Origin of the sequence: Streptomyces sp. NPDC019443, assembly GCF_044389785.1 — a bacterium.
In the GTDB taxonomy this organism is placed as follows: Bacteria; Actinomycetota; Actinomycetes; order Streptomycetales; family Streptomycetaceae; genus Streptomyces.
Genome location: NZ_JBIRYJ010000027.1, coordinates 1 through 13,751, shown reverse-complemented (window position 1 = coordinate 13,751; position 13,751 = coordinate 1). Strand labels below are relative to the sequence as shown.

Annotated in this window: 1 protein-coding gene; it reads left to right on the top strand. The window is 69.1% G+C overall.

What is annotated here, in order from left to right; all coding sequences use genetic code 11:
* Positions 1 to 53: 53 nt before the first annotated feature.
* Positions 54 to 13,751 (top strand): type I polyketide synthase (locus ACH492_RS38235; RefSeq protein WP_398993782.1); only part of this gene is annotated, 13,698 nt, incomplete at its 3' end.

The window sequence follows — 13,751 nt, the reverse complement described above, 5'->3', positions numbered from 1 at the left end:
CACCCGTCCCGACGAAGCCACAAACGACGAAGCCAGAATTACGGAGCTGACCAATGGCCACGTCCGCGGATCAGATCGTCGAAGCCCTCCGGGCATCGCTCCGGGAGAACGATCGGCTGCGCAAACAGAACCAGCAACTCGTCGCCGCCGCCGGGGAACCCATCGCCGTCGTCGCCATGAGCTGCCGCTTCCCTGGCGCGGTGCACACGCCTGAGAAGTACTGGGAGCTGCTTGCCGGGGGCGTGGATGCCCTGTCCGAGTTCCCCGCCAACAGGGGCTGGGACCTGGACGCACTCGACGTGGCCACAACGCGGGGTGGCTTCGTCCACACGGCTGACGAGTTCGATCCGCAGTTCTTCGGCATGAGCCCACGCGAGGCGCTGGCCACTGACCCGCAGCAGCGGCTGCTCCTCGAAATCTCCTGGGAGGCACTCGAACGGGCGGGTATCGACCCGGCGACGCTGCGCGGCAGCAGGACCGCGGTCTTCGCGGGGTGCAGCAACCAGGAGTACGGCTCCGGCCTGCGCGGGGACGTACCCGAGGGCATCGAAGGGCACATCCTCACCGGCAACACGGGGAGCGTCGTCTCAGGCCGCGTCGCCTACGCCCTCGGTCTCGAAGGCCCGGCCGTCACTGTTGACACAGCCTGCTCGTCCTCCCTGGTGACGCTGCACCTGGCCGCGCAGGCCCTCCGGGCGGGCGAGTGCGACCTCGCGCTCGCGGGCGGTGTCGCGGTCATGTCCACCCCCGCCGCTTTCGTGGAGTTCGACCGTCAGGGCGGCCTCGCCGGCGACGGCCGGTGCAAGCCGTTCTCCGACCGCGCGGACGGCACCGGTTGGGGTGAAGGCGCCGGGATGCTCCTCGTCGAGCGGTTGTCCGACGCGCGCCGCAACGGGCACCCGGTGCTGGCCGTCGTACGCGGCAGCGCCCTGAACCAGGACGGCGCGTCCAACGGCCTCACCGCCCCCAACGGCCCTGCCCAGCAGCGCGTGATCCGCTCCGCGCTTGCGGGGGCCGGTCTGTCCGCGTCCGACATCGACGCGGTCGAGGCACACGGCACGGGGACGACGCTCGGCGACCCCATCGAGGCGCAGGCACTCCTTGCCACCTACGGGCAGGACCGGGACGAGGACCGGCCGCTCTGGCTCGGCTCCGTGAAGTCGAACATCGGACACACACAGGCGGCCGCCGGTGTGGCCGGTGTGATCAAGATGGTGCTCGCCCTCCAGCACGGCGTACTGCCGCAGTCCCTGCACGCGGAGCAGCCCTCCACCCACGTGGACTGGTCGGCAGGCAACGTACGGCTGTTGACCGAGCCTGTGGCCTGGCCGGAGAGCGAACGGCCGCGTCGCGCAGCCATCTCCTCCTTCAGCATCAGTGGCACCAACGCCCACACCATCCTCGAACAGGCCCCGGTCGCCGATGAGCAGGACGCAAGGGAGGAGGCCCCCGACCGGACTGCCGCACCCCTCCCGCGTATCCCCTGGGTGCTCTCCGCCCGCGGCGAGCCCGCGCTGCGGGCTCAGGCCAGGCGCCTGCTCTCCCATGTGGACGCACACCCTGGCCTGGACCCGCGGGATGTGGCGTACTCGCTGGCCACCACCCGGTCGGGCTTCGAGCACCGCGCGGTCGTACTCGGCGCCGATCCGGCCGAGCTGCGCAATCGACTGGCCCTACTCGCCGACGGGAAGGGGGCCTCCGCGAGTGCGGTCACCGGCTCACCCGTACGCGGCAAGACCGCGTTCCTTTTCACCGGCCAGGGTTCGCAGCGCCTCGGCATGGGGCGCGAGCTGTACGAAACGTTCCCCGCGTTCACCGAAGCTTTCGATGCCGCTTGCGCGCTCATCGACCGCGAACTCGACCCGCCGCTCCGCGAGACCGTCTTCGGCGACGACGCCGAGCTGCTGAACCGGACGGCGCACACCCAGCCCGCGCTCTTCGCCTTCGAGGTGGCCCTGTTCCGGCTCCTCGAACGGCTGGGCGTCAAAGCCGACTTCCTCATGGGCCATTCGATCGGCGAGCTGGCGGCAGCTCATGTGGCCGGGGTACTGACCCTTGACGACGCGTGCCGGCTGGTGGCGGCTCGCGGTCGGTTGATGGAGGCGTTGCCGGCGGGTGGGGTGATGGTCTCGCTCCAGGCGTCGGAGGCCGAGGTGCTGCCGCTCCTGGACGAGGAGCGGGTGAGCGTTGCGGCGGTGAACGGGCCTTCGGCGACGGTCATTGCGGGTGAGGATTCTGCCGTTGCGGAGGTCGCCGCGTATTTCGAGGCTGAGGGTCGGAAGGTGAAGCGGCTGCGGGTGAGTCATGCGTTCCACTCGCCGTTGATGGAGCCGATGCTGACCGAGTTCCGTACGGTCGCGGAGAGCGTGACGTACGAGCAGCCGCGTATTCCGGTGGTCTCGAATGTGACCGGTGAGCTCGCCACGGATCTGGCCTCTCCCGAGTACTGGGTGCGGCATGTGCGGGAAGTCGTACGCTTCGCCGACGGCGTCCGCACTCTCGCCGAGCGCAACGTCACCCGGTTCCTGGAGATCGGCCCCGATGCCACCCTGACCGCGATGGCGGCTGCCTGTCTTCCCGACGGCGACAGCCTGCGGACCCCCGTACTCCGCAAGGACACGCCTGAAGACGCGAGCCTCCTCACCGCGATCGGCAAGCTCCATGTGGCCGGTGCCCGCCTCGACTGGGCCGCCATCCTGCCCGGCGCGCGCCGTGTCGACCTGCCCACGTACGCATTCCAGCGCACTCGATACTGGCTCACCGCGCAGCCAGCCGCGGACGCGCCCGGCCGTCAGCCCGCACACTCCGCGTTCTGGACCGCCGTCGAACAGGAGAACGTGCCGGAACTCGCCGCCGGCCTCAGCCTCGACCGCTCCCTCCTCGAACCTGTCGTACCCGCGCTCGCCGCGTACCACCGCGACCAGCAGCAGCACTCCACCGCGCGGTCATGGCGCTACCACGAGCAGTGGGAACCGGTGGACCACCGTCCCGCCGCAGAACCGGTATACCACCGTCCCGCCGCGGAACCGGCGGACCACCGTTCCGCCGCGGTCACGCCCGCCACCTGGACGCTGGTCATGCCCGAAGAGCTGGACGACCACCGGCCCGTACACGCCATCAAGGCCGCACTCACCAGCCATGGCGCCACCGTCGTGACCGTATCCCTCCCACCGGGTGCCGACCGCGAGCACATCGCCCAGGTGGTCAGCAAGGCACGAGAACAAGACGGCGCCAACATCCTGTCGCTGCTTGCCCTCAGCGAGGGACGCCACCCCCACCACCCCGAAGTCCCCTCCGGGCTCGCACTGACCACCGCACTCGTTCAGGCTCTCGCCCGCGAGAGTGCACCCGCAAGGGTGTGGGCCGCCACCCGAGGCGCTGTGACCATTGGCCGCTCCGACCCGCTCGGCACCCCCCAGCAGGCCACTCTCTGGGGCCTCGGGCGCGTTGCGGCCCTCGAACACCCCGACCACTGGACCGGCCTCGTGGACCTGCCGGAACAGCTCGACGACCGGGCCCTCACCCGCCTCTGCTCTCTCCTCACGGACCCCGACCGCAACGTCGGAAGCGGCAACGAATACGCCATCCGCGCCTCCGGCCTGTTCGCCCGCAGGCTGGTACGTGCCCCACAGCCTGACAAGACCGCGCGCGCCTGGACCCCCCGCGGCACCACCCTGATCACCGGGGGCACCGGCACCATCGGCGCCCACGTCGCTCGCCGGCTTGCCCGCGAAGGTGCCGAGTACCTGCTGCTCACCAGCAGGCGAGGCCCCGACGCGCCGGGCACCCAGGAACTCCTCGCCGAACTGGCCGAGTACGGCACCCGGACCACCATCGCCGCGTGCGACGTCGCCGACCGCGCCGCACTCGCGGAACTGCTTGCCTCCATCCCCGAGGAACACCCGCTGAGCAGCGTCTTCCATGCGGCGGGCGTCCTTGACGACGGCGCGTTCTCCGCGATGGACGCCGAGCGCTTCGCCAATGTGATGCGCCCCAAGGCCGAAGCCGCGGCGAACCTCCACGACCTGACCCGTGAGCACAACCTGTCCGCGTTCGTGCTCTTCTCCTCCATCGCAGGCACCCTCGGATCCGTCGCCCAGGCCAACTACGCGGCGGGCAACGCCTACCTGGATGCGCTCGCCAGGCACCGTCGCGCCCACGGTCTGCCCGCCACCAGCATCGCCTGGGGCCCCTGGGCGCACAGTGGCATGGCCGAAGACGCTGCCGTACGCGCCAGGCTCATCCGGGCAGGACTGCCGCCCATGGACCCGGAGCCCGCGCTTGTCGCGCTGCGCCAGGCACTCGACGACGAGGAGACGCATCTGGTCGTCTCCGACATCGACTGGACCCGGTTTCCCGCCGGCCGTAGCGCTCTGTTCAGCAAGCTGCCCGAAGCGACAGCGGAACGCCCCCCGGGACATACCGCGACCGAGGGCATCCGCAGCCTTCTCGCCGGGCTGCGCACCCCGGCCGAGCAGGAACAGCGGCTACTCCGCCTCGTACGCGAGCACGCCGCGACTGTACTTGGATATCCGGGCCCCGAATCCGTTGAGATAGCACGCACGTTCCAGGACCTCGGCGTCGACTCGCTCACCGCCGTGGAACTGCGCAACGCCCTGGCCGCGGCGACCGCTCTCTCCCTCTCGCCGACGCTCGTGTTCGATTATCCGACCCCGTCGGCGCTTGCGGGCCATCTGCGTGCCGAACTGCTGGGAGAGAGCCGGGAGCGGCACGAAGCGGCGCTCGCCCACCCGGTTCAGGGGGACGGGGAGCCGATCGCGATCGTGGCGATGAGCTGCCGCTACCCGGGACACGTACGCTCGCCGGAAGACCTCTGGAAGCTGGTCACCGAGGGCGGCGACGGCATCACGCCTTTCCCGGAGGACCGCGGCTGGGACATCGACGCGCTCTACGACCCCGTATCTGGCCTGCCGGGCACCAGCTATGTCCGCGAGGGCGGATTCGTCGACGACGCGGGCGAGTTCGACCCCGGATTCTTCGGGATATCACCGCGCGAGGCGCTGGCCATGGATCCGCAGCAGCGGATGCTTCTCGAGGTGTCCTGGGAGGCCGTCGAGCGGGCGGGGATCGACCCGGTCTCGCTGCGGGGCAGCCGAAGTGGTCTCTTCGTGGGCTGCGGCTATCAGGGCTACGGGTCGGGCGCCGGTGATATGCCCGAGGACATCCAGGGGCACCTCCTCACCGGCAGCTCGGGCGCCGTCGTGTCGGGCCGGGTGGCTTATGCGCTGGGCCTGGAGGGACCGGCGGTGACGTTGGATACAGCGTGCTCGTCCTCGCTCGTCGCGCTTCATTTGGCCGCGCAGTCACTGCGTTCGGGGGAGTGTGATCTCGCCCTGGCCGGTGGTGTCACGATCATGTCCACGCCGGGGGCGTTCGTGGAGTTCAGCCGTCAGCGTGGGCTGGCTGTGGATGGCCGGTGCAAGGCGTTCGGTGCGGGTGCGGATGGCACGGGCTGGGGCGAGGGTGTCGGTGTGCTGGTGGTGGAGCGGTTGTCGGATGCGCGGCGGAACGGTCATCGGGTGCTGGCGGTCGTACGCGGCTCTGCGGTGAACCAGGACGGCGCGTCGAATGGTCTGACCGCGCCGAATGGTCCGTCGCAGCAGCGGGTGATCCGGCAGGCGTTGGCGGGCGCGGGGCTGTCCACCTCCGATGTGGATGTGGTGGAGGCGCACGGTACGGGTACGTCGTTGGGTGATCCGATCGAGGCGCAGGCGCTGCTGGCGACGTACGGGCAGGACCGGGATGGGGACCGGCCGTTGTGGCTGGGGTCGGTGAAGTCGAACATTGGTCATACGCAGGCGGCTGCGGGTGTGGCTGGTGTGATCAAGATGGTGCTGGCGCTTCAGCATGGTGTGCTGCCGCGGACGTTGCATGCGGAGGAGCCGTCGTCGCATGTGGACTGGTCGGCGGGGAATGTCCGGTTGCTGTCCGAGGCCGTGGAGTGGCCGGAGAGCGATCGGCTTCGTCGGGCGGGTGTGTCGTCGTTCGGGATCAGTGGCACCAACGCGCACACGATCATCGAGCAGGCTCCGGTGGCCGACCAAGCGGCCCAGGTAGCTGACACGGCAGGCCTTCCGCTGGTGCCCTGGGTGCTGTCCGGGCGAAGCGAGGCGGCGCTGGGAGCACAGGCCAAGCGGCTGCTTGCGTACGCGGAGGCCCGTACGGAGCTGGACACTCTCGACGTGGGCTTGTCACTGGCCGCCACTCGTTCGGTGTTTGAACACCGTGCCGTCGTACTTGGGGGTGACGCGGAAACACTGCTTGACGGCTTGCGCGCACTCAGCCGGGGCGAGGCTCATGCGAATGTCGCCACCGGCGAGGCGCGCCCGGAAGGGGGCCTGGCTCTGCTGTTCGCGGGGCAGGGTGCGCAGCGGGTAGGTGTGGGGCGGGAGTTGTACGACGCGTTCCCGGTTTTCGCGGAAGCGTTTGATGCCGTGTGTGCGTATTTCGATGGCGAGTTGGAGTTGCCGCTGCGGGATGTCGTCTTCGGTGATGATGCAGATGCGTTGAATCGGACGGGGTTTACGCAGCCTGCGCTGTTCGCGGTTGAGATCGCGCTTTACCGGCTGGTGGAGTCGTTCGGTGTCAGGCCCGACTTCCTGCTCGGGCATTCGATTGGCGAGTTGGCGGCCGCGCATGTGGCCGGTGTGATGGGTCTTGGGGATGCGTGTCGTCTGGTGGCGGCGCGTGGCCGGTTGATGCAGGCGTTGCCGGCGGGTGGGGTGATGGTGTCGCTCCAGGCGTCGGAGGCGGAAGTACTGCCGCTCCTCGACCCGGAGCGGGTGAGTATCGGGGCAGTGAACGGGCCGCAGTCGGTTGTCGTCTCCGGTGAGGAATCTGCCGTTGCGCAGGTCGCCGCGTATTTCGAGGCCGAGGGCCGGAAGGTGAAGCGGCTGCGGGTGAGTCATGCGTTCCACTCGCCGTTGATGGAGCCGATGCTGGCCGAGTTCCGTACGGTCGCGGAGAGCGTGAACTACGAGCAGCCGCGTATCCCGGTCGTTTCCAATGTCACGGGCATGTTGGCCACCACAGAGGATCTGACGTCCCCGGACTACTGGGTGCGGCATGTGCGGGAAGCCGTCCGGTTCGCCGACGGTATCCGTCGGCTGGAAGAGCACGGCGCGACCCGGTTCCTGGAGATCGGCCCCGATGGCACGCTGACCGCCATGGCACAGGGATGTCTGGAGCGGACTGACCATCTCCTCGTACCCGCCCTGCGCAAGGACCGCCCGGAGACGACCAACCTCCTCACCGCCATCAGCCACGCCTATGCTCACGGTGTCACCGTCGAATGGGCCCCGCTCTTTGCCGGTACCGGCGCTCAGCACGTCGACCTCCCGACATATGCCTTCCAGCACCAGCGTTTCTGGCTGCTGCTCGCGCACACGGACGTCGGCAACCTCGGCTCGGCCGGGTTGGAGGCAGCCGGACACCCTCTGCTCGCGGCCGCCATGACCCTCGCCGATTCCACTACTGTGGTGTTCACCGGGCGGGTCTCCGCGAAGACCCAGCAGTGGTTGGCGGATCACGTCGTCGAGGGCTCGATCCTGTTTCCCGGCACAGCCTTCCTCGAACTCGCCCTGCGCGCCGCCGACCAGGTCGGCTGCGACCACGTTGGTGAACTGACTCTCGAAGCACCTCTGGTGCTCCCTGAACATGGCGCGGTCCAGCTGCAAATGCGCATTGAGGAACCCGACCACTCCGGCGACCGGGCGCTCACCCTCCATTCCCGCCGCGACCGGAGCCCCGGTTCCACCGACGAACAATGGACCCGGCACGCCATCGGTGTACTCGGAGCGAGCGACCGCCGGGAGCGCCGGGAGAAGTTCGACTTCGCGGTCTGGCCACCGGCAGGAGCCCAACCGGTCGAGGTAGAGGGCCTGTACGAGACGCTGGCAGCCACCGGGTTCGAGTACGGTCCTGCCTTCCGCGGCCTACGAGCCGCATGGCGGCGGGGTGGCGATCTCTTCGCCACGGTGGAGCTCCCCGAAGACATCGAGACGTCGCGCTACGGCCTGCACCCCGCGCTGCTGGACGCGGTCCTGCATGTGCTGGGCCTGGGAGCCGGCGAGGACCTTGCCGGGGGACGCCTGCCGTTCTCCTGGGAAGGGGCGGAGCTGTATGCATCCGAGGCGTCCCTGTTGCGCGCCCGTGTGTCGACAACCGGGAGCAGCAGCCTGTCGCTCGAGCTGGCTGACGCGGAGGGGCGACCCGTGGCGGCGATCTCGTCGCTCACGCTGAGGCCGGTGTCCGCGCAGCTGCTCGGCGGCGCCACGACGGCGGGTTCGTACTCGGACGCGCTGCACCGCATCGACTGGATCCCGGCGCCTGAGGCGGCGGCAGAAGCGAGCGTCGATATGGAGACGCTTGGCTCCGTTCTGCCAAAGGACGTTCCCTCGTTCGTCGTCCTGCGGCTGGACGAGGCAAGTGACGAGCCCGCCGATCCCGCCGCGGCGGTGCGTGCCGCGACGTACCAGACCCTGGCCCGCGTACAGGAGTGGTCGAAGGCGGAGCGCTTTGCCGACTCCCGGCTCGTCGTGGTGACCCGGAACGCCGTGTCGGCAGAGCAGCGGCAGTCCGACCCGGCGCAGGCCGCGGTCTGGGGCCTCGTGCGGGCCGCCCGGCTTGAGCACCCCGACCGGTTCGTGCTCGTGGATGTGGACGGCACAGAGGAATCGCTGGCCGCGCTGCCCGCGGCGTTGGCGTCCGGTGAACCGGAGCTCGCAGTGCGGGCAGGCACGGCCTACGTGCCGAGGCTGAGCAGCAACGTGCAGCGAGATGAGCTGCCCGTTCCTGCAGAGGCCGGCAACGGGTGGCGGCTCGACATCACGGCCAAGGGCACACTGGATCAGCTGGCGCTCGTACCGATCGACCAGCGGCCCCTCGAGCCCGGCGAAGTCCGGATCGCTGTGCGTGCTGCCGGGGTGAACTTCCGCGATGTGCTGAACGCGCTGGGGATGTACCCGGGGGATGCGGGTGCTTTCGGCCTGGAGGGCGCCGGAGTCATCACCGAGATCGGCGCCGGCGTCCACGGTCTTGCCCCCGGCGACCGGGTCATGGGGCTGTTCCCCCAGGCATTCGGCCCGACGGCTGTGGCCGACGCCCGGACCGTCGTCCGGATGCCGGAAGGCTGGTCGTTCGCGCAGGCGGCCTCTGTGCCAGTCGTGTTCTTGACGGCGTATTACGCGCTGGTGGATCTGGGTGGGCTCCGGGCCGGGGAGTCGGTGTTGGTGCATGCGGCCGCGGGCGGTGTGGGGATGGCCGCGGTGCAGTTGGCGCGGCATCTGGGTGCTGAGGTATTCGGTACGGCAAGCCCGGGGAAGTGGGGAAGGCTGCGCGGGTCGGGACTGGACGAGGCGCATATCGCGTCGTCACGTGACCTGGACTTTGAAGGGTCCTTCCTGGGCGTGACCGGCGGCCGAGGTGTGGACGTGGTGCTGGACTCCCTTGCGGGGGAGTTCGTTGACGCATCGCTGCGGTTGCTGCCGCGTGGCGGGCGGTTCCTGGAGATGGGCAAGACCGACATCCGTGAATCGCAACAGGTGGCGGACGAGCACGCGGGCGTGCGCTACCAGGCGTTCGACCTGATCGAAGCCGGTCCTGAGCGGATCGGGGAGATACTGGTCGAGTTGCTCGACCTGTTCGAGCGGGGCGTGCTGCGGCCGTTGCCGTTGACGGCGTGGGATGTGCGCCGGGCACCGGAGGCCTTCCGGTTCCTGAGCCAGGCTCGGCATGTGGGCAAGGTCGTGCTGACCGTGCCGATGGCTCTCGATCCCGAGGGAACGGTACTGGTCACGGGCGGTACGGGGGGTCTGGGCGCGCTGGTGGCCCGGCATCTGGTGGCCGAGCACGGCATGCGGCATCTTCTGCTGGCGAGTCGTCGGGGCCCGGAAGCGCCGGGCGCCGACGAACTGCGCGAGGAACTGGCCGCGCTCGGTGCCGAAGTCACCGTCGCCGCCTGCGACGCGGCCGACCGCGAAGCGCTGGCCTCTGTGCTGGAGGGGATTCCTGCTGAGCATCCGCTGACCGCGGTGGTGCACACCGCTGGGGTGCTGGACGACGGGGTGTTGTCGTCGTTGACGGCGGAGCGGATGGATGCGGTGCTGGCGCCGAAGGTGGATGGTGCGCTGAATCTGCATGAGTTGACGGTGGGTGCAGATCTGTCTGCGTTTGTGGCGTTCTCGTCGGTGGCGGGGACGCTCGGCAGTGCCGGGCAGGGCAACTATGCGGCGGCGAACGCCTACTTGGATGCCTTGGCGTGCCGACGTGCGGATCTTGGTCTTCCGGCGACTTCGCTGGCCTGGGGTCCGTGGGCATCGGGCGCGGGGATGACGGGCGAGCTCAGCGAGGCGGACCTTCAGCGTATGGAACGCGGCGGCATGATCCCCTTCAACATGGAACGGGGTATGGCAGCGTTCGATGCCGCTTGCCGCTCCGCCGTACCCCTGGTCGTCCCGGTCCAGCTGAATCACGCGGTGCTGCGCTCCCAGCAGTCGGGAGCAGTCCTCCCAGCGATAATGCGTGGTCTGTTGGGCATCCCGGCACGGCGCACGGCGGCCTCCAGAGCGTCGGGCGAGAACGCGGGCGATGCCCTTCGAGCCCGCCTTGCCGCGTTGCCGCAGGGCGAGCGGGAAGCTTCGCTCCTGGAGCTCGTACGCACCCAGGCGGCGCTCGTACTGGGACACCCCGGCCCAGAGTCGATCGAGGCCGCACGCGACTTCCGGGGGCTCGGCGTCGACTCGCTCACCGCTGTCGAGCTGCGCAACCGCCTCAACGCGGCCACTGGGATGCGGCTCTCCGCGACCCTCGTGTTCGATCACCCGTCACCGGTGGTGCTGGCTCACCATCTGCAGAGCGAGCTGTTCGGTGAGGGCGAGTCGGAGGCGGAGGTGAGAGGAGCCGTCTCAGGGCGGGACACCGCTGACGACCCCATTGCCATCGTTGCGATGAGCTGCCGCTTTCCCGGCGACATACGTACACCCGAAGACTTCTGGCAGTTGCTCAGGGGAGCGGGCGACGCGATCTCCGCCCTCCCCACCGACCGGGGCTGGGACATCGAGGGCGGCTACAACCCCGACCCCGAGAGCCGGGGGACTTTCTACGCTCGTGGAGGCGGCTTCCTGCATGACGCGGGGTATTTCGACCCGGCGTTCTTCGGGATGAGCCCGCGGGAGGCGTTGGCCACCGACCCGCAGCAGCGGTTGCTCCTCGAGATCTCGTGGGAGGCGCTCGAGCGGGCCGGCATCGAGCCGGCTTCGGTGCGCGGCAGCAGCACGGGCGTGTTCGTGGGCGCGGCGACCTCGGGCTACGGGGTGGGCGCCGGTGAGATCCCCGACGGTGTCCAAGGGCTGCTGCTGGCCGGTAACGCCACCTCGGTGGCCTCGGGCCGTATCGCCTACACGCTGGGCTTCGAGGGGCCCACCGTCACAGTGGACACGGCGTGCTCGTCGTCCCTGGTGGCCTTGCACTGGGCGGCTCAGGCACTCCGGTCGGGCGAGTGCGATCTCGCGTTGGCGGGAGGCGTCGCCGTCATGTGCACACCTTCGATGTTCTACGAGTTCAGCCGCCAGCGTGGACTCTCCGCCGACGGCCGGTGCAAGGCGTTCTCGGAGGACGCGGACGGCACGGGGTGGTCGGAGGGTGCCGGGATGCTGCTTGTCGAACGGCTGTCCGATGCTCGGAGGAACGGGCACCCGGTGCTTGCTGTCATCCGGGGGACGGCCATCAACTCCGATGGTGCGTCGAATGGTTTGACGGCGCCCAATGGTCCGTCGCAGCAGCGGGTGATCCGGCAGGCGTTGGCGGGGGCGGGGCTTTCGGCCTCGGATGTTGATGTGGTGGAGGCGCACGGTACGGGTACGTCGTTGGGTGATCCGATCGAGGCGCAGGCGCTGCTGGCGACGTACGGGCAGGACCGGGATGGGGACCGGCCGTTGTGGCTGGGGTCGGTGAAGTCGAACATTGGTCATACGCAGGCGGCTGCGGGTGTGGCTGGTGTGATCAAGATGGTGCTGGCGCTTCAGCATGGTGTGCTGCCGCGGACGTTGCATGTGGATGAGCCGTCGTCGCATGTGGACTGGTCGGCGGGGAATGTCCGGCTGCTGACCGAGGCCGTGGAGTGGCCGGAGAGCGATCGGCTTCGTCGGGCGGGTGTGTCGTCGTTCGGGATCAGTGGCACCAACGCGCACACGATCATCGAGCAGGCTCCGGTGGCTGATGATGCGGCGCAGGAGGCGGGGCGCTTCTCGCTGCCTGTAGTGCCGTGGGTGGTGTCAGGGACCAGCGAGGCTGCCTTGCGAGCACAGGCGGTCCAACTGTTGACACGCATGGACGGTGACCAATACGAGCCCTATGACGTGGGTTTCTCGCTGTCCACTACGAGGGCGACTTTTCAGCACCGTGCGGTGGTCCTAGCACACGATCACGAGTCCGCCGTGCGGGGACTGAGCGCTCTCGCCGAGGGTGAGCCAAGCGCGGCTGTTGTGCGGGGCCGTGCCCTGAGTGGGCGGATGGCGTTTCTGTTCGCGGGGCAGGGTGCGCAGCGGGCAGGCATGGGGCGGGAGTTGTATGACGCGTTCCCGGTTTTCGCGGAGGCGTTTGATGCGGTGTGTGCGTATTTTGATGGTGAGTTGGAGTTGCCGCTGCGGGATGTCGTCTTCGGTGATGACGCGGATGCGTTGAATCGGACGGGCTTTACACAGCCTGCGTTGTTCGCGGTCGAAGTGGCGTTGTTCCGGCTGGTGGAGTCGTTCGGTGTCAGGCCGGACTATGTGGTGGGGCATTCGATCGGTGAGTTGGCGGCTGCGCATGTGGCGGGGGTGTGGTCGCTGGAGGATGCGTGTCGTCTGGTGGCGGCGCGTGGCCGGTTGATGGAGGCGTTGCCGGCGGGTGGGGTGATGGTCTCGCTCCAGGCGTCGGAGGCCGAGGTGCTGCCGCTTCTGGATGTAGAGCGGGTGAGTATCGCGGCGGTGAACGGGCCGCAGTCGGTCGTTGTCTCGGGTTATGAGGACACGGTCACTCGGCTGGCGAAGCATTTCGAGGCTGAGGGTCGGAAAGTGAAGCGGCTGCGGGTGAGTCATGCGTTCCACTCGCCGTGGATGGAGCCCATGCTGGCCGAGTTCCGTACGGTCGCGGAGAGCGTGACGTACGAGCAGCCGCGTATCCCGGTCGTTTCCAATGTCACGGGCGAGTTGGCCACCGCAGAGGATCTGGCCTCTCCCGAGTACTGGGTGCGGCATGTACGGGAGGCTGTCCGGTTCGCCGACGGTATCCGTCGGCTGGAGGAGCACGGCGTCACCCGGTTCCTGGAGATCGGCCCCGACGGCACGCTGACCGCCATGGCACAGGGGTGCGTGGACGATCCCGGCCATCTCCTGGTACCCACCCAGCGCAAGGACCGCCCGGAGGCCGAAGCGCTGGTGACTGCAGTCGGCGGAGCGTTTGTCCATGGTGGGGACGTGCGTTGGCGGGCGCTCTTCCCCGGGGCTCGGCGGGTGGATCTGCCGACGTTCGCCTTCCAGCGCGAGCGTTACTGGCTGGAGTCATCGGGGCCTGAGGCCGGCGGTGCTGCCGGCGCCCCGGACGCGGCGGATGCGCTCTTCTGGGAGGCGGTAGAAGGCGGAGATCTGGACACCCTGGCTGGGGATCTGGCGATCGATCGTGATGCTTCGTGGAGTGAGGCTCTGACTGCGTTGTCGTCGTGGCGGCGGCAGCGGCGTGAGCGGTCGGTG